The sequence below is a fragment of the Pseudoroseicyclus sp. H15 genome, from assembly GCF_054353345.1.
The window spans coordinates 19506-36676 of record NZ_JBTHJE010000006.1 but is presented as its reverse complement, the minus strand read 5'-3'; the positions used below and the strand labels follow the sequence as shown (position 1 = coordinate 36676).

The 17171-nt window shown below is 64.7% G+C and carries 14 protein-coding genes, 1 tRNA gene and 1 pseudogene; 13 read left to right on the top strand and 3 right to left on the bottom strand.

Features of this window, described 5'->3' with window-relative positions; all coding sequences use genetic code 11:
* Window positions 1-6 precede the first annotated feature (6 nt).
* Together lipB and ACXN5S_RS14095 are read right to left on the bottom strand one after the other, a co-directional pair.
* Entirely contained in the window at window positions 7-666 is a 660-nt protein-coding gene (lipB, locus tag ACXN5S_RS14100; protein WP_458606091.1) for a lipoyl(octanoyl) transferase LipB, read from the bottom strand.
* Entirely contained in the window at window positions 659-1468 is an 810-nt protein-coding gene (locus tag ACXN5S_RS14095) for a LytTR family DNA-binding domain-containing protein (RefSeq protein WP_458606090.1), read from the bottom strand. Before ACXN5S_RS14095 ends, lipB begins: the two co-directional genes overlap by 8 nt.
* Window positions 1469-1673: 205 nt before the next feature.
* On the opposite strand from ACXN5S_RS14095, the gene ACXN5S_RS14090 reads away from it, so the two are divergent.
* Window positions 1674-1760: transfer RNA gene (locus ACXN5S_RS14090), tRNA-Leu, on the top strand.
* A 50-nt stretch (window positions 1761-1810) separates the two neighbouring features.
* Here ACXN5S_RS14090 and ACXN5S_RS14085 read toward each other — a convergent pair.
* Window positions 1811-2728, bottom strand: a complete 918-nt coding sequence (locus ACXN5S_RS14085; protein ID WP_458606089.1) for a hypothetical protein — start codon at window positions 2726-2728, stop codon at window positions 1811-1813.
* A gap of 223 nt (window positions 2729-2951) precedes the next feature.
* On the opposite strand from ACXN5S_RS14085, the gene ACXN5S_RS14080 reads away from it, so the two are divergent.
* The 12 genes and pseudogenes from ACXN5S_RS14080 to ACXN5S_RS14025 form a co-directional block, all read left to right on the top strand.
* Window positions 2952-5837, top strand: a complete 2886-nt coding sequence (locus ACXN5S_RS14080) for a monovalent cation/H+ antiporter subunit A (protein ID WP_458606088.1) — start codon at window positions 2952-2954, stop codon at window positions 5835-5837.
* A gap of 1 nt (window position 5838) precedes the next feature.
* Window positions 5839-6267, top strand: a complete 429-nt coding sequence (locus ACXN5S_RS14075; protein ID WP_458606087.1) for a Na+/H+ antiporter subunit C — start codon at window positions 5839-5841, stop codon at window positions 6265-6267.
* On the top strand, window positions 6264-7940 hold the full coding sequence (locus tag ACXN5S_RS14070) for a monovalent cation/H+ antiporter subunit D (protein ID WP_458606086.1): 1677 nt from the start codon (window positions 6264-6266) through the stop codon (window positions 7938-7940). Before ACXN5S_RS14075 ends, ACXN5S_RS14070 begins: the two co-directional genes overlap by 4 nt.
* Window positions 7937-8428, top strand: a complete 492-nt coding sequence (locus ACXN5S_RS14065) for a Na+/H+ antiporter subunit E (RefSeq protein WP_458606085.1) — start codon at window positions 7937-7939, stop codon at window positions 8426-8428. The genes ACXN5S_RS14070 and ACXN5S_RS14065 overlap by 4 nt, the downstream gene beginning before the upstream one ends.
* Entirely contained in the window at window positions 8425-8694 is a 270-nt protein-coding gene (locus tag ACXN5S_RS14060) for a K+/H+ antiporter subunit F (protein ID WP_458606084.1), read from the top strand. Before ACXN5S_RS14065 ends, ACXN5S_RS14060 begins: the two co-directional genes overlap by 4 nt.
* Before the next feature lie 7 nt (window positions 8695-8701).
* Entirely contained in the window at window positions 8702-9082 is a 381-nt protein-coding gene (locus tag ACXN5S_RS14055; protein ID WP_458606083.1) for a Na+/H+ antiporter subunit G, read from the top strand.
* Window positions 9083-9175: 93 nt separating this feature from the next.
* Complete coding sequence (locus ACXN5S_RS14050; RefSeq protein ID WP_458606082.1) at window positions 9176-10327, top strand: calcium-binding protein; 1152 nt, start codon at window positions 9176-9178, stop codon at window positions 10325-10327.
* A gap of 180 nt (window positions 10328-10507) precedes the next feature.
* A complete protein-coding gene (locus ACXN5S_RS14045; RefSeq protein WP_458606081.1) occupies window positions 10508-11941 on the top strand; it encodes a calcium-binding protein in 1434 nt (477 codons plus the stop codon).
* A gap of 182 nt (window positions 11942-12123) precedes the next feature.
* On the top strand, window positions 12124-13224 hold the full coding sequence (locus ACXN5S_RS14040; protein ID WP_458606080.1) for an ABC transporter ATP-binding protein: 1101 nt from the start codon (window positions 12124-12126) through the stop codon (window positions 13222-13224).
* Between the two features lie 96 nt (window positions 13225-13320).
* Complete coding sequence (locus tag ACXN5S_RS14035) at window positions 13321-14421, top strand: extracellular solute-binding protein (protein ID WP_458606543.1); 1101 nt, start codon at window positions 13321-13323, stop codon at window positions 14419-14421.
* 194 nt (window positions 14422-14615) lie between these two features.
* Window positions 14616-16124: an ABC transporter permease gene (locus ACXN5S_RS14030; RefSeq protein ID WP_458606542.1), complete on the top strand. Its 1509-nt coding sequence runs from the start codon at window positions 14616-14618 to the stop codon at window positions 16122-16124.
* Window positions 16125-16203: 79 nt separating this feature from the next.
* Window positions 16204-17028 (top strand): annotated as a pseudogene (locus tag ACXN5S_RS14025) (ABC transporter permease); the annotation flags it as partial.
* Window positions 17029-17171: the final 143 nt, after the last annotated feature.

Genomic DNA, 17171 nt, shown 5'->3' with positions numbered 1-17171 from the left:
CCGCGGTCAGGCGGGCAGCCCGGCCTCGAAGACCTCGGCGAAGCTGCGGCGCAGGGCGAGGTCGAGATCGTCCATCGTGACCGGCAGGCCGAGGTCGACGAGCGAGGTCACGCCATGGCCGCTGATTCCGCAGGGCACGATGCCCGAGAAATGCGACAAATCCGGCTCGACGTTGATCGAAATGCCGTGGAACGAGATCCACTTGCGCAGGCGGATGCCGATGGCGGCGATCTTGTCCTCTCGCGGGGCGCCGTCGGGCAGGGGGGGCTTCTCGGGCCGCTCGACCCATACACCGACGCGCCCCTCGCGCACCGCGCCGGTGACGTTGAACTCGGCGAGGGCCGCGATCACCCAGGCCTCAAGCTCCTGCACGAAGCGGCGCACGTCATGCCCGCGCTTGCCCACATCGAGCATCACGTAGATCACCCGCTGCCCCGGCCCGTGATAGGTGTACTGGCCGCCGCGCCGGGCCTGATGCACCGGGAATCGGGCGTCGAGCAGGTCTTCGTCGCGGGCCGAGGTGCCGGCGGTGTAGAGCGGCGGGTGTTCGAGCAGCCAGATCAGCTCGTCGGCCTCGCCGGCTGCAATGGCATCCACCCGCGCTTCCATGAATGCGAGAGCCTCGTCATAGGCAACAAGGCCGGTCGATGTGCGCCATTCAACCATGATGCGCCGGCAGCAGGCCCGCTTCACGAAGCGCGGGCAGATAGGTGCGGCTGGCGGGCAGCTCGCGCCCGTCGCTCACTGTCAGAACGGCCCGGGCGCGCTCGCGCTGCACCTTGGTGACATGGCCGAGCGCCACCCAATGCGAGCGGTGAATCTGCAGCCCGCACACATCGCCGGTTTCCAGCATAGCATCGCTCAGCCGCATCAGGATCGCCCCCGTCCCCTTCGTTGTGGTGACGTTCACATAGTGATCGGCAACCGAGATGGAAATGAGCTCGCCGCGCAGCGCTTCGTCGAGCCGCTCCAGCAAGCGCGGCGGCTCGGCGGGCACGGTGTCGACGGGTGGCGCTGAATCGGCCGTGGCGGCGGGAAGATGTGTCTGTTCATGCCAGTAGAGCAGGAAGCTGAGGATGAATGTCACCCCGAAGACGGTGAACATCATCATCCGCATGTAGCCCGGCTCGCCCGGCCTGACGCCGAAACAGATGGCGTTGATGATCAAAACGAGGAGCAGCATCGCGGTGGCGGTGCCGAGCGCCACGAGCGTGACATGAAAGGGCAGCGAAAGGTCGGGGAGCATCCGGCGGATGAGAAGGGGCGTGGCCCGCCCCACCAGCCACGACAGGCAGATGACGAGCAGCCAGAAGACGAAGCGCTGCAGCGGCGTTAGCAGCTCGTGAGTCTCGTAAGGCCCCACAATCGCCAGCACGGTCGTCAGCCCAAGGACAATCGCGATGCGGCGCGGCGTGATGAGGGAGCCAACCCTCTCACGATGCGCGAATTGCATGGTGCTGATCGTCACCGGCGCCTCATTGCAGCTCTCTAGGCTGTTGAACCTAGAAACCCCGGGGCAGGGTTCGCAATCCCCCAACGCGATTTCACGTTAAGATGAGGCTGGCCGGCGGCGTCCCGGGAGGGGGCGGCGAAGGAAATCTCGCAAGCCGGTGCTTTCCCTCTTCACATCGCTCCGCAGCTTGGCTAGAGAGCCGCGCACCAGCCAAGACAGTGCGGTCGTGGCGGAATTGGTAGACGCGCAGCGTTGAGGTCGCTGTGGGGTAACTCCCGTGGAAGTTCGAGTCTTCTCGACCGCACCATCTGGCAGGTAAGGCCCGGCGCCCCCCGAGCGGGGCGGGCCTCCTTCCCCTTACTGCAGACCGCCTGCGTATCGGGCCCGCGCGGCCGCGCGGATCGGTTCTTGCCGGTCGTACATATGCACGACGGGGTAGAGGGCGCCGCTTCGCTTGTCGCGGATTTCGCCTTCCCGCTCTTCCATCAGCCCGTCCAGCCCCTCGCCTGCCATGGTGAGAACAGCGCCCTCGGCGTTTCGCACGACGGTGAACTCGGTCTGGAACTCGCCGCCGAAGTACATCTTGTTGAAGATTGCCTGCTCGATGCGGCCGAAGGGGTGGCGGGCGATGGCCGCGCAGAGCTCATCGAGAAACCCGCGCAGCGCCGCCGTCTCGCCGGCCAGAACGCCGATGCAGATGGGCTGGCGGTTCGCCATCGTCTCAAAGGTCTTTTGGCCGTAGGCGTCGATCACCCAGCGGGCGTTCCAGCCCTCGGGGGCGAAGCTCTCGCCATCCTCGAAAAGCGTCACCCGGCCGGGGCCGACCTCGCCGAAGACCGGGGCCTGGAACAGGACGTCCTTCGTGTCGGCCAGCAGGATGCGGTCGTAGGCGGGAAATGTCTGCATCACGCGCTTGTAGGCGAACCAACGGGCGAAATGAGGGTGGTGCCAGGTCTCCAGCAACTGGTGGTAGCCGGCGGTGATCTCGGGTGCCCCCGCCAGCAGACCAGCGCGGGAGAGCGCGCGAAGGCTTTGCAGGAACAGCCGGTTGTAGACCTTGGCTAGGCGGCTCTGCCGGTTGGAATAAACGCTGGGCGTATTGATCGCCTTTGCCCCGGTTTCGGCAAGAATGCCCTCTATCCCGCTGACAGAATTGGTGATCAGGGCGATGTCGCACTCATCGGGTGCATAGACGCGGCGTGCAGATTTTAGAAACACCTCAAGCGCCGCCGGCTCCTGATTGGTGGCGAAGCCCATGATCAGCGATTTCGGCATCGGGGAGTTCTCCGGTCGGCTGGTGCTGTTGCCTTATAGTCGCTTTGCGCCCGGCTGGCGCAATTGTCACGAAATTGGCCGGCTGACCGGCGATCTGTGAGTGGCCTGCTACCCGTCGCACAGCGGTGCGGCGGATTGGTCGCACTGCTGAGCACCGGTTGTCATTTTCACCCCTCGTTCCAGCCGTTAGAACAGATCGGAACGATTCGACCGAGAGGTAGGCATGGGCGGCGCGGGCCTCCTTCCGATCATAGCGATCCTTCCGTTCCTCGGGGCACTTGTCCCGGGGGTGATGGTGCGTGCCGGGCGCAATGCCGCGGCCACCTTTACGGCAATTCCCACGGCTCTGGCCCTGCTGATGCTGCTGACGCTGGCGCCGCAGGTGTTCGACGGCGTGGTGATCCAGAAGAGCTTCGCCTGGTTCCCGGCGCTCGGCCTGCGCGCGAGTTTCATGCTCGACGGGCTCGGCCTGATGTTCGCCATGATGATCCTCGGCGTCGGGCTGCTGATTACGCTCTACGCCCGCTTTTACCTGTCGAACGAGGACCCGGCGGGTCAGTTCTTCACCTACCTGCTGCTCTTCCAGGGCGCGATGCTGGGCATCGTTCTGTCCGACAACATCCTGATGTTGCTGATCTTCTGGGAGCTGACCTCGCTCACCTCCTTCCTGCTGATCGGCTATTGGACGCATCTGCCCGAGGGTCGGCAGGGCGCGCGCATGGCGCTGACTGTCACAGGCGCGGGCGGGCTGGCGATGATCGGGGGGATGCTGATCCTCGGCGATATCGCAGGCAGCTACGAGCTGACCGACATTCTGAAGGCCGGCGATGCCATCAAGGCCAGCCCCCTCTACCTGCCGGCGCTGCTGCTCATCCTCGGCGGCGCGTTTACCAAGAGCGCCCAGTTCCCCTTCCACTTCTGGCTGCCGCACGCGATGGCGGCGCCAACGCCCGTTTCCGCCTATCTGCACTCGGCCACCATGGTGAAGGCCGGCATCTTCCTGATGGCGCGGCTCTGGCCGGTGCTGGCGGGGACCGAGACGTGGTTTTACATCGTGGCCAGCGTCGGCATGGTGACGATGGTGCTGGGCGCGCTCATCGCCTTGTTCAAAGACGACCTGAAAGCGCTGCTGGCTTTCTCGACCGTCAGCCATCTCGGCCTGCTCACGCTGCTTCTGGGCTTCGGCACCAAGGCAGCGGCGATTGCGGCGGTCTTTCACATTTTCAACCACCTGACGTTCAAGGCCTCGCTCTTCATGGTGGCCGGCATCGTTGATCACGCCACCCATACGCGCGACATCAAGCGGCTCGGCGGGCTGATGATGCTGATGCCGATCACCGGGGTGATCGGGCTGCTGGCGGGCCTGTCTATGGCGGGCATTCCGCTCTTCAACGGCTTCCTGTCGAAAGAGCTGATGCTGGAAGAGGCGTCGCACACCGTCTGGTGGGACAACACCTGGATCGTTCCGGTGCTGGCGACGCTGGGGGCGCTGCTCTCGGTGGCCTATTCCTTCCGCTTCATCGTGCAAACTTTCTTCGGCAAGCAGCGCGACACCACCATCGACCATCCGCATGACCCGCCCTTCGGCATGTGGCTGCCGCCGGCTATTCTGACGGCGCTGGTCGTCGCCTCCGGCCTGTTCCCGGCCTTCGTGGCGGGCCCGCTGGTGGATATGGCCTCGTCCGCCGTCACGCAGACCGAAGTGCATACGCATCTGGCCATCTGGCACGGCGTCACGCCTGCGCTGATCATGTCGATCATCGCCATCGTGGGCGGCCTGATCCTGCTGGCGCTCTTTGCCCCGCTCGACCGAGTCTGGCTCGCCATGCGCCGGCCCGAGGCCAAGGCGATCTTCGACCGGCTGATGTCGGCCACCGTGCGCGGCTCACGCGCCATCGCCGAGGGCACGCATAACGGCTCGATCTCGCGCTATCTCGCCGTCTTCGTGGTGGCGACTTTGGGCTCGGCGCTCATCGCCTTCTTCGGGAGGGGGCTGGCGCCTGTCAGCCGGCCGATGCTGCCGATCCCGCTGCTGGCGGGCGTGGGCTGGGTGCTTATGCTGGCGGCGACGCTGGGTGTGGTGCTGCTGCACCGCCGGCGCTTCCTGGCGCTGATCGTCATTTCGATCTGCGGGCTCATGGTCTCCATCGGCTTCGTCTATCTCTCTGCCCCCGACCTCGCGCTGACGCAGATCACGGTCGAGACGGTGACGATCCTGCTGCTGCTGCTCGCGCTGCATTATCTGCCGAAGACGACGCCCGCCGACAGCAGTGTCGGCCTGCGCGTTCGCGACGGCATCATCGGCATCGCCGCGGGCGCGGGGGTAGGGGCGCTGGCCTATACCTTCATGCGGCGCGACGTGAGCTCGATCTCGGATTACTTCCTCGCCAATGCCTATAAGGGCGGCGGCGGGCACAACGTCGTCAACGTCATCCTCGTCGACTTCCGGGGTTATGACACCTACGGCGAGATCATCGTGCTTGGCATTGCAGGCGTGATCATCTTCGCGCTGATGGAGCAGCTTCTGCGCGGCCGGGCCGGGCGGCGCCTGCGCAACTGGGCCTTCTCCGATGACCGCAGCCATGACCGCCACCCGCTGATGATGGTGGTCGGCACCCGCGTGATGCTGCCCATCGCGCTGCTCGTCGGCATCTACATTCTGCTGCGCGGCCACAACAATCCGGGCGGCGGCTTCGTCGCGGGGCTCGTCTTCTCCATCGCGCTGCTCATGCAGTACATGGCCTCGGGCTTCTCGTGGACGATGGATCGCCAGCGCTGGGAATATCACTCCCTGATCGGCTGGGGCGTCATCATCGCCGGCCTCACCGGCATGGGAAGCTGGATCGCCGGGCGCCCGTTCCTGACCTCGGCCTATGGCTATATCGACTGGCCGTGGATCGAAGAGTTCGAATGGGCCACTGCCATGGCTTTCGACATCGGCGTCTTCCTCGCCGTGCTCGGCGCGGTGATGCTGATGCTTTACTCGCTCAGCCGCATGGCCCGCTATGCCGGCGAGACGGTGAACCTAGAGCCGATGGATTACGACCCGTCGCAGAAGCCTCCGCAACCGGCCACCGGCAGCAGCCGGCCCGCGAAAGAGGAGAGCTGAGATGGAAATCGTTGTGGCCAGCTCGGTGGGCATGCTGACGGCGGCGGGCGTTTATCTGATGCTGCGCCTGCGCGTCTTCCCGGTGATCCTGGGTCTGGCGCTGCTCTCTTACGCGGTGAATGTCTTCCTGTTCTCGACAGGCGGTCTTTCGATCAACGCCGCGCCGATCCTCGAAGATCACGGCATCGGCCACTACACCGATCCCCTGCCGCAGGCGCTGGTGCTGACGGCCATCGTCATCTCCTTCGGGATGACGGCCGTGCTCGTGATGATCGCGCTCGGCGCCTATCTCGACATCGGCGACGATCACATCGACATGCGCAACGCCTTGCCCGAGGGCGAGATGGAGGGGGTCGAGGGCCGCGACACGCAAACGCCGCAACCGGATGACGATTTCGATGAGAATGAACCCGTGAGGTTCGAGCCATGATCGCCGCGACGCACTGGATCATCGCGCCCGTCGTGCTGCCGGCCATGCTGGCGCCGCTGCTGGCTTGGGTGATGCGGCATGACATCGTGCTCGCCCGCTCGGCCTCGCTGGCTGGGGCAGGGGCGCTGGTGGCCATCGCCATAGGCCTGCTCAACCTCGCTGCCGGCTCGGGCGAGCAGGTGTATCGCCTCGGCGACTGGCCGGCGCCCTTCGGCATCACGCTGGTGCTCGATCACCTCTCCGCCGCCATGGTGCTGCTCACCACGGTGCTGGGGCTGATCGTGCTGATCCATGCGGTGGCGACGGGCTGGGACAAGCGGGGGCGGCATTTCCACGCGCTCTTCCAGTTCCAGCTCATGGGCATCTGCGGCGCGTTCCTGACGGGCGACGCTTTCAACCTCTTCGTTTTCTTCGAGATCCTACTGATCGCCAGCTACGGGCTGATGATCCATGGCGGCGGCCGCGTGCGGATGCAGGCGGGCCTGCAATACGTGGTGATGAACCTCGCCGGCTCGGCGCTGTTCCTCTTCGCGCTCGGCACGCTCTATGCCTCGGTCGGCACGCTCAACTTTGCCGACCTCGCGGTGAAGGTGCGGGAGATCCCGCCGGAGGATGCAGCACTCGTGCGCGTGGCGGCGATGCTGCTGCTCATCGTCTTCGCCATCAAGGCGTCGCTATTCCCCGTGCAGTTCTGGCTGCCCGGCACCTATTCCAACGCGCCCGCGCCCGTCGCCGCGCTCTTCGCGGTAATGACCAAGGTGGGGGCCTATGCGATCCTGCGGGTCTTCATCATCGTCTTCGGCCCCGATGTCGCCGCCACCGGCACCTTGCCGGAGAAATGGCTCTTCGCCAGCTCGGTGGTGACCATCGCCGTTGGCGCGGTCGGGGTGATTGGCTCTCGAAGGCTGATGTCGACCATCGCCTTCTCCGTCGTCGGTTCGATGGGCACGCTGATGATGGCCGTCAGCGCCTTCACGCCGGAAGCGACGCTGGCGGCGCTCTATTACCTGCTGCATTCCACCTTCGCGGCGGCGGCGCTGTTCCTGCTGGCCTGTCACATCCTTTCGCGACGGCCCTCGGGCGATCTGCTGAAGGCGGCACCGCCGACCGTGCAGAACGGCCTCTTCGCCGCGATGTTCTTCGCCGCCGCCATCGGCATGGCGGCGCTGCCGCCGCTGTCGGGCTTCCTTGGCAAGCTGGTGATCCTCAAGGCGCTGATGCCATGGGAGCATATGGAGATCGCCTGGGTCTTCATCCTGCTCGGCTCGCTCTTCACCATCGTCGGCTTCGCGCGCGCAGGCTCGGTGCTGTTCTGGAAGTCGACCGAGTTGCCGGTGGAAGAGGCCGAAGACCGCGAGGACGAGCTGCCCGAAGAGGATGAGACGACGCGCCCCGCCACCGCTCTTGCGCTGACGCCCGCGGCGATCTGCATTTTGATGATGGCGCTGCTCGCGGCCCTTGCCGGGCCGGTGACGCGCTACCTTGGCGTGGCCGTCGCCCAGCTTTACGACCGCGAAGGCTACATCGCCGCTGTGCTCGCCCCGCCTGAAGACGGTGATCGCTCTGTCGACCCGGCCACCGCCGGCGAGGCAGAGGAAGCGGCGCATGAAGATGTAACACTGGAGCTGGGCGATGAGCCGGCGCTCGGCACCATCGAGGAGGCGCAGGAATGATGAAGCGCCTCTTCCCCCACCCGCTGCTGAGCCTGATGCTGGTGGTGATCTGGTTCCTGCTGGTCAACAAGATCACGCCCGGCAACTTCGTGCTCGGCGTGCTTCTGTCGTTCATCGTGCCAGCGGTGACGGAGCCCTACTGGCCCAACCGTGCCCGGCTGAGCCGCCCCATGCTGGGCGTCACCTATGTGCTCATCGTGCTGTGGGATATCGTCATCGCCAATGTCGAGGTGGCGCTGATCGTGCTGTTCAAGCCTCGCGACAAGATCCACTCGCAATGGGTGACGGTGCCGCTGGAGCTGACTTCGCCCGAGGCGATCACCGTGCTCGCCGGCACCATCACGCTGACGCCCGGCACCGTGACGGCCATGCTTTCGGCCGATGCGAGCTGTCTGTTGGTGCATTGCCTGCACACGGATGACCCCGATGGCGTGCGCGACGCCATCAAACACCGCTACGAGCGCCGGTTGAAGGAGCTGTTCGCATGATCGACTACGCCCTCTGGTTCGCTTTCGCCTGCTTCGGCGTGGGCCTGCTCTTCACACTCTGGCGCGTCATCCGGGGCCCGCATTCGGCCGACCGAATCCTCGCGCTCGACACGATGGTCATCAATTCCATCGGCCTTCTGGTGATCTACGGCATCTTCATCGGCCAGCAGGTCTATTTCGAGGCTGCCATGCTGATCGCCATGGTCGGCTTCGTCTCCACCGTCGCCTATTGCCGCTTCCTGCTGCGCGGCGACATCATCGAGTGAGGCTCTGATGGACCTGGACCTGATCGTCGAAATCCTCGTCTCGTTCTTCCTCGTCGTCGGCGGGCTCTTCGCGCTGGTCGGCAGCTTCGGGCTGGTGCGGCTGCGTGAATGCATGCAGCGCCTGCACGCGCCGACCAAGGCCACCACCCTGGGCATCGGCGGGGTGCTGATTGCCTCGATGATCTACTTCGGCTTCTCCGACGATCAGGTGTCGTTCCACGAGCTCTTGATCACCATCTTCCTGTTCCTCACCGCGCCGCTGACAGCGAATTTCATCGCCAAGGCCTATCTCGTGCACCGCGTCGAAGAGAGCGATCTGCCGCCGACGGGCACCAAATACGGCTGGGCGATCTATCACGACCCGCCGAAAGACCCGGCAGATCTCTGAGCCTCCCCATTTTCGGCGGGTGCCGAAGGGGGAGGCGCAAGGCTAGTCTGGCCGCGGGGCGCGTGGGTCGGATGGTCTTGAGGAACGAGACGCATGGCGATTTACGGATTGCGCCCGCACCGCGTGGTCGCGCGCGCCCTGTCCATCGAAGAGACGGGCAGCGAGGGTGATGACACCTTCGACGGTACGGCGGAAAATGACATCTATACAGGCCTCGCCGGCAACGACCTGATCTACGGGCTTGCCGGTTTCGACATGCTCTACGGCGGCCTGGGCTCTGACACTCTCTACGGCGGCCACGATATCGATATCCTCTATGGCGGCGCCGACGGGGATTATCTGTCGGGCGACGGTGCGATGGACATGCTGGTGGGGGAAGATGGCGACGACACGCTCTATGGCGGCGAGGCGCTGGATTACCTGCTCGGCGGCGACGGCTTCGACTACCTCGACGGCGGCGACGGCACCGATATCCTCAGCGGCGGCGATGGCACTGACACGCTGATCGGCGGCGCCGATCGCGACACGCTCATCGGCGATCGCGGTGGCGACTTTCTTTACGGCGGCACCGGCAATGACAGGCTCTCAAGCCTCGGCGGTGACGATGAGGCCTATGGCGGCGACGGTGACGACGAGGTGCTCGGCCATTCGGGCGACGACGAGCTCTACGGCGGCGCGGGGAACGATACCTTCAGCGGCGGCGACGGCACCGACCAGATCGCGGGCGGCGATGGCGACGACGACATCAGCGCCGATAACGGCCGCGACTTTGCCTTCGGCGGCGATGGGCTCGACACGATGTATGGCGGCAACGACGACGACACGATGTACGGCGGCGCCGGGATCGACGAACTCTATGGCGGCGATGAGCGTGACGAGCTCTATGGCGATGCCGGCAACGACTACATCGAGGGCGGCGCATCGCAGGACACGTTCTACGGCGGGGCGGGCAGGGACATTTTGCTTGGCGATGCCGGCAACGACACGATGACCGGCGGCGCCGATGGCGACTTCTTCGCCTTCGTGATCGGCGTCGACCAGATCGAGGATTTCGACACCAGCGAGGACATGCTCGTGATCTTCCGCTCTGCCTGGGGCGGCGGCGACCGGACTGCGAGTGAGATACGAGATTTGGCGCGGGACGTGCCTGATGGCGTTCAGTTCGAGCTGGGGCTGGGCAACAAGATCCTGCTTGTGGGGCTCGACATGGAGGATGTGAGGGACATCACCTTCTACTTCCTCTGAGCCGTGCCCTGCGCCAGCCTGCCGTTGCAAAAGCGCCAGCGCGGGCGCGGCCATTCGATTGCCATCTATCGCTTTGTTGACCGGTCGCGGGCTGGCCAGTAGCGCTGCTTTTAACCAAGGATGCCAGCACAAGGCACATCCGGCCAGGGGGCGGCCGCCGTTAACAAGGAGCAGCAGGTCATGACCATGCGCAAGTCGTCCATCCTCGTCGATCCCGCCCTGGTGGGCGCCCTCGCGGGCCCGGCCTATGCCGGCATTTCCGCCACGCCCACCGAGGGCGACGACAGCATCAACGGCACACCCGGCGACGACGTCATCGACATGCTGGGCGGCGACGATACCGTCTATGGCGGCGGCGGCTCTGACCGGCTGAGCGGCGACGACGGCAACGACACCATCGTCGGCAACAACGCCTATACCGATACCGACGCGATCGACGACGGGCAGGGCGACACGCTCTTCGGCGGCGCCGGCAACGACAAGATCTACATGGGGCCGGGCGATGACCTGGTCGACGCCGGCTACAACGACGATTCCGTATTCGATGCCGGCGGCTCCGATTACGTGCATCTCGGCGGCGGCAACGACTGGCTGCAGGACTACGGTACCGAAGGGAACAACACCTTCTTCGGTGACGATGGCGACGACTGGATCGGCGTCGATGCCGGCAAGAACGTCATCCGCGGTGGTGACGGGCGCGACATGCTGTTCGGCGGCTCGGGCTCTGACGATATCAACGGCGCCGCCCAGAAAGACACGATCTACGGGGCTGACGGCAACGACACGCTCGGCGGCGGCGATGGCAACGACGTGATCTACGGCGGTAACGGCAACGACAAGATCAGCGGCAATGCCGGTGGCGACATCCTGTACGGCGACCGCGGCGATGACCGGATCTATGGCGGCCTGAATGCCGATACGCTCTATGGCGGTGGCGGCAACGACTTCATGAAGGGCACCAACGGCGACGACAGCATCGACGGCGGCTCCGGGCGCGACAAGATGTTCGGCAACGATGGCGACGACATCATGCGCAACGGCGAATCCATGATGGGTGGCAATGGCGACGACACCATCTTCGTCAGCGACAAGGCCGACGTCTACGGCGGCTATGGAGACGACCGAATCTTCCTGGATGGGGGGCTTGACAGCCGCGTTCAGGGCAATTCCGGCGCCGATACCTTTATTTTACGAACAAACGGCGCTTCGAACGTTTACGGCAACGGCGGCGACGACTGGTTCGAGGTGAAGAGCGGCGGTTATTCGCGCGTTCAGGGCGGCCGCGGCGAGGACACCTTCATCATCCGCGCCGCCGATGGGCTGGTCGCCGTGGGCGGCGGGGAAGACGACAGTTTCACCTCGCTCTACGGCAAATCCACCGTCTCGGGGCAGGGCGGGATCGACGAATTCTTCTATAAAGGCGGCGACATGGCGATCACCGACCTTTGGGCCGGGCACGAGACCGTGCGCGTGAAACTGACGCCGCTCGGCAGCTACGAAGGCACCGATCAGGCCGGCGATTTCGTCAGCTTCAACTTCGGCGACGGCAATCGTCTGACGCTCTATGGCTACGACGATATCGACACGGCTTTGGCGCAGCTGCTCTTCGTCTGACTTAGCGTAAGCACCCCCCGAATCCTGCCTGTTCCAAGGGCTTTGGCCCGCTTCTTCGGCATTTCTCCGGGTGACCCGGTTGCAATACTCGAAGCGCTTTGGAATGTTATGGGCAATTGCTGCGGAAAGCGGCAGGGCTGGGTTCGCTCGGCCTTCTCAACGGATAACACGGGGAGATCGCCTTGGACGGAACAGGAAGCGCAGACGCATTTGTAGCTTTTGAGCGTGTGCAGAAGAGCTACGACGGCGACACGCTTGTGGTCAAAGACCTCAACCTGTCGATGCCGCGTGGAGAGTTTCTCACCATGCTCGGCCCGTCGGGCTCGGGCAAGACGACCTGCCTGATGATGCTGGCCGGCTTCGAGACCGCCACCCACGGCGAGATCAAACTCGACGGCCAGTCGATCAACAACATCCCGCCGCACAAGCGCGGCATCGGCATGGTCTTCCAGAATTACGCCCTCTTCCCGCATATGAGCGTGGCCGAGAACCTCTCGTTCCCGCTCGAAGTGCGCAAGATCGGCAAGAGCGACCGCGAGGCCAAGGTCAAGCGCGCGCTCGACATGGTGCAGATGGGCGAGTTCGGCGGCCGCCGGCCCGGCCAGCTTTCCGGCGGTCAGCAGCAGCGCATCGCGCTGGCCCGCGCGCTGGTGTTCGAGCCCGAACTCGTGCTGATGGACGAACCCCTCGGCGCGCTCGATAAGCAGCTGCGCGAGCACATGCAGTTCGAGATCACGCGCCTGGCGCACCAGCTTGGCATCACCACCGTCTACGTCACGCACGACCAGACGGAGGCGCTGACGATGTCTGACCGCGTCGCCGTGTTCGACGATGGCCGCATCCAGCAGCTGGCCCCGCCAGACAAGCTCTATGAAGAGCCCGAGAATACCTTCGTCGCCCAGTTCATCGGCGAGAACAACACGCTGCTCGGCAAGGTCGAGGAGATCCAGGGCGATACCTGCAAGGTGCGTCTGGAGAGCGGCGAGCTGATCCTCGCCAAGCCGGTGAATGTGAGTGAAGTCGGGGAGCGTACCCGCGTATCGATCCGCCCTGAGCGGGTCGAGATGAACATGGACCGCCTGCAGGAGGGTGCCTTTACCCTCAAGGCCGAGGTGCTGGAGTTCATCTACATGGGTGACATCTATCGCACCCGCCTGCGCGTCGCCGGCCACGAAGACTTCGTTATGAAAACCCGCAACGCCCCCGATCAGCCCCGGCTCAAACCCGGCCAGCAGATCGAGATCGGGTGGATGCCGGAAGATTGCCGAGCGCTCGAAGCCTGAGCGCCGGACAGGGTGAGGGTGCCCCCCGGCGGCGCCCTCAACAGACATACCCCGAGGCCGGAACCTGAAATACAGGGAGATTTACCGATGAAAAAGATGCTTATGATGTCCGCCACCGCCGTTGCCGCTCTTGGCACGACCGCCGTGGCGCAAGAGATGTCCAACGAGATGACGATCGTCAGCTGGGGCGGTGCCTACCAGGAAAGCCAGCTCCGCGCTTACGTCGAGCCCTATCTCGAGATGCATCCCGAAGTGGACGTGACCTGGGACGAGCGCTCGGGCGAGGCCGTGGCCAACCTGCGCGCCATGGACGAAGCCGGCAACATCACCTGGGACCTGGTCGACGTGACCGCCGCCGACGCCATGCGTCTGTGCGACGAAGGCCTGGCGATGGAAGTGGACTTCGACGAAGTCCTGGCCCCCGGCGACGATGGCTCCTCGCCCGAGGATGACTTCGGCGACATGCTGGTGAGCGATTGCTTCATTCCGCAGATCGCCTACTCGACGACCTTCGGCTACCGCACCGACGTGGAAGAATGGGGCGGCGAAGTGCCGACCGAAATCTGCGACGTGTTCGATACCGAAACGTTCCCCGGCCAGCGCAGCCTCGAGCAGCGCCCGATCGGCAACATGGAATGGGCCCTCTATTGCGACGGTGTCGCGATGGAAGACGTCTACGACATGCTCGAGACCGATGAAGGCCAGGAGCGCGCCTTCGCCAAGCTCGACACCATCAAGGACGATGTCGTCTGGTGGACGGCCGGCGCCGACACGCCGCAGCTTCTCGCCGACGGCGAAGTGGTGATCGGCTCGACCTACAACGGTCGTCTGTTCAGCCTGATCGAAGAGCAGGACCAGCCCGTCGCCATGCTCTGGGACGCCCAGATGTATGACCTCGACGGCTGGATCATCCCCGAGGGTCTCGACGACGCCACGCTCGCCCGCGTGAAGGACTTCCTGTACTTCGCTACGGATACGCAGCGTCTGGCCGATCAGGCCCAGTACATCTCCTACGGTCCGGCCCGTGCCTCTTCGGCGCCGCTGGTCAGCACGCACGCCGATCTCGGCATCGAGATGGCGCCGCACATGCCGACCAACCCGGAGAACGCGTCGAACTCCTTCGTCTACGCCTACACCTGGTGGGCTGACTACCGCGACGACATCGACGCCAAGTTCCAGGCCTGGCTCGCGCAATAAGCGAGGCTTCGCGGCCATCCGGCCGTGACCTGACCTAGCAAAGCGGCGGGCGGAGCCCCTCGGCCCCGCCCGCCACCGCCGAAACGGGAGAGATTATGAGCGACCAGACGGCATCCGGGCGCCCTGAAAGCCCTCAAACCCCCGTCGCAGCCGTGCCAGGGGGCGAGGTGACCGACCGGGAGAGTGACGGCCCGATGCTGGCCGCTGACGGCAAGCCGCTGAAGGTGAGCCTGTCCCGTGCGCTCCGCCGCGAGAAGCTGAGGGCGCTGATGCTGATTGCGCCGCTGCTGGTGTTCATCATCGTCAGCTTCGCCGCACCGATCGTGGATATGCTCTTCCGCTCGGTTCAGAACGATATCGTTGCCGATACGCTGCCGCGCACTGTGGTGGCGCTGAGCAACGACCCGCTTGAAGACGGGGTCCCCACCGAGGAGACCTTCGCGCAATTCTACACAGACCTTTGGGCCGCCGAAGAACGCAAAGAACACACGCGCCTCGGCAGCCGCCTCAACTACGAGATGTCGGGCCTGTCCTCGCTCTTCCGCGGCACCGGCCGCTCTGTGGGGCGCTTCGACACCGACATCTATACCGACCAGTTCGAAGAGGCCGATGCCGCCTTCGAAGACCCGGCCGCCTGGGCCTCGTGGATGGACGACAGCGCGATCCGCGACGCCCTGCCCCTGACGGCCGATGCCTACGACACTTGGGCCGACATCACGGTGACCGTGGATGAGGACGTCCCGGCAGAGGAAGACCCCGCAGACGTCGTCTACACCGCGCTCTATCGCGACCTCGCGGCTGGCGCGACGCCGCCCGCGCCTTTCCCGCAGGTGGATGTGTCCGGCTTCGAGACCGTCTCGATCCGCGAGCTCTTCATCGAGGAAGACGAGGATTGGGCCGACCCCGAAGTCTGGTCGACCATTCTGGCCTACAGCCCGCGCTATACCGAGGGCTATTTCCTGAACGCCGTGGACCTGCAGGACACCGGCGACGGTGTCGAGATGCGCCCCGAAAGCCAGCGTGTCTACATGACGCTGTTCGTGCGGACGCTCTGGATGAGCCTCGTCATCACCTTCTCCTGCATCCTGCTGGCCTATCCGGTCTCGTTCCTGCTGGCCACGCTGCCGGCGAGGCACGCGAACCTTCTGATGATCCTCGTGCTGCTGCCGTTCTGGACATCGCTTTTGGTGCGAACCTCGGCCTGGAAGGTGCTGTTGCAGAACCAGGGGGTTATCAATGACGTGCTGGTCTGGATAGGCATCGTCTCGGATGCCAACCGATTGGCGCTGATCAACAATGCCACCGGCACGATCATCGCCATGACGCATATCCTGCTGCCCTTCATGATCCTGCCGCTATATTCGGTGATGAAGACCATCCCGCCCAGCTACATGCGCGCCGCGCGCAGCCTTGGCGCGAAGGACTGGACAGCCTTCTGGCGCGTGTGGTTCCCGCTCTCTGTGCCGGGCATTGGCGCGGGCTCGATCCTCGTCTTCATCATGTCGATCGGCTACTACATCACGCCGGAAATCGTGGGTGGCACCAAAGGTGTCTTCATCTCGAACCGGATCGCCTACCACATCTCGACCTCGCTGAACTGGGGCCTGGCCGCGGCGCTGGGGACCATCCTGCTGGTCGTCGTGCTGGCGCTGTACTGGGTCTACGACCGGCTGGTCGGCATCGACAATGTGAAGCTGGGATGAGTGCCATGATGGATCACACGCAATTTCAGCTTCTCAATGGAGGACGGACATGAGCGCTATTCCCCCCTATGCCTCCACGGGCCAGAGGGTCTGGCACTACGGCTTTCGTGTCATCTGCGGGCTGGTGTTCTTCTTCCTGATCGCGCCGATCATGGTGATCGTGCCGCTGTCTTTCAATGCGGAGAACTTCTTCACCTTCACGCCGGAGATGCTGCGCCTCGACCCCGAAGGCTATTCGCTGAAGCACTACCAGGACTTCTTCACGAACCCGAACTGGCAGGGCCCGCTCTGGAACTCGCTGAAGATCGCCCCGGCGGCGACGCTGCTGTCGGTGTCGCTGGGCACGCTGGCGGCCATCGGCCTCAGCCAGCCGCATGTGCCGTTCCGCCGGGCGATCATGGCGATGCTGATCTCGCCGATGATCGTGCCGCTGATCATCTCGGCCGCCGGCATGTACTTCTTCTATTCGCGCATCGGCCTGCAGGGCACCTATGTAGGCGTCGTTCTGGCCCACGCCGCGCTCGGCATTCCCTTCGTCATCATCACGGTGACGGCGACGCTGGTAGGCTTCGACAATTCGCTGACGCGGGCTTCGGCCAATCTGGGCGCCAATCCGGTGACGACCTTCTTCAAGGTGCAGATGCCGCTGATCCTGCCCGGCGTGATCTCGGGTGGTCTCTTCGCCTTCATCACCTCGTTCGACGAGGTGGTCGTGGTGCTGTTCGTCGGCTCCGCCAGCCAGAAGACGCTGCCATGGCAGATGTTCACGGGCCTGCGCGAGCAGATCTCGCCGACGATCCTGGCGGCGGCGACGGTGCTGATCACGATCTCGGTGCTGCTGCTGGCCACGCTGGAGATCCTGCGGCGCCGGTCGGAGCGCCTGCGCGGGCTAAGCCCGGGCTGAGATTGAGGGGACGGGTGGGTATGTAGCCTGTCCGTCCTGCCCCCAACGTCACCGCTCTTTGCCGGGCGCGGAATGAAGGCCTTCAGGCCGACGCGCGAGCGCCGGCCCGTCCCGGCGGGCTGGCGCTTTGGTGAAGGCGGTGC

What these genes read in the sequence shown, in the direction of transcription:
- lipB (WP_458606091.1), bottom strand. Translation starts at nt 666, where the DNA reads ATGGTTGAATGGCGCACATCGACCGGCCTTGTTGCCTATGACGAGGCT.
- ACXN5S_RS14085 (WP_458606089.1), bottom strand. Translation starts at nt 2,728, where the DNA reads ATGCCGAAATCGCTGATCATGGGCTTCGCCACCAATCAGGAGCCGGCG.
- ACXN5S_RS14080 (WP_458606088.1), top strand. Translation starts at nt 2,952, where the DNA reads ATGGGCGGCGCGGGCCTCCTTCCGATCATAGCGATCCTTCCGTTCCTC.
- ACXN5S_RS14075 (WP_458606087.1), top strand. Translation starts at nt 5,839, where the DNA reads ATGGAAATCGTTGTGGCCAGCTCGGTGGGCATGCTGACGGCGGCGGGC.
- ACXN5S_RS14070 (WP_458606086.1), top strand. Translation starts at nt 6,264, where the DNA reads ATGATCGCCGCGACGCACTGGATCATCGCGCCCGTCGTGCTGCCGGCC.
- ACXN5S_RS14065 (WP_458606085.1), top strand. Translation starts at nt 7,937, where the DNA reads ATGATGAAGCGCCTCTTCCCCCACCCGCTGCTGAGCCTGATGCTGGTG.
- ACXN5S_RS14060 (WP_458606084.1), top strand. Translation starts at nt 8,425, where the DNA reads ATGATCGACTACGCCCTCTGGTTCGCTTTCGCCTGCTTCGGCGTGGGC.
- ACXN5S_RS14055 (WP_458606083.1), top strand. Translation starts at nt 8,702, where the DNA reads ATGGACCTGGACCTGATCGTCGAAATCCTCGTCTCGTTCTTCCTCGTC.
- ACXN5S_RS14050 (WP_458606082.1), top strand. Translation starts at nt 9,176, where the DNA reads ATGGCGATTTACGGATTGCGCCCGCACCGCGTGGTCGCGCGCGCCCTG.
- ACXN5S_RS14045 (WP_458606081.1), top strand. Translation starts at nt 10,508, where the DNA reads ATGACCATGCGCAAGTCGTCCATCCTCGTCGATCCCGCCCTGGTGGGC.
- ACXN5S_RS14035 (WP_458606543.1), top strand. Translation starts at nt 13,321, where the DNA reads ATGCTTATGATGTCCGCCACCGCCGTTGCCGCTCTTGGCACGACCGCC.
- ACXN5S_RS14030 (WP_458606542.1), top strand. Translation starts at nt 14,616, where the DNA reads ATGCTGGCCGCTGACGGCAAGCCGCTGAAGGTGAGCCTGTCCCGTGCG.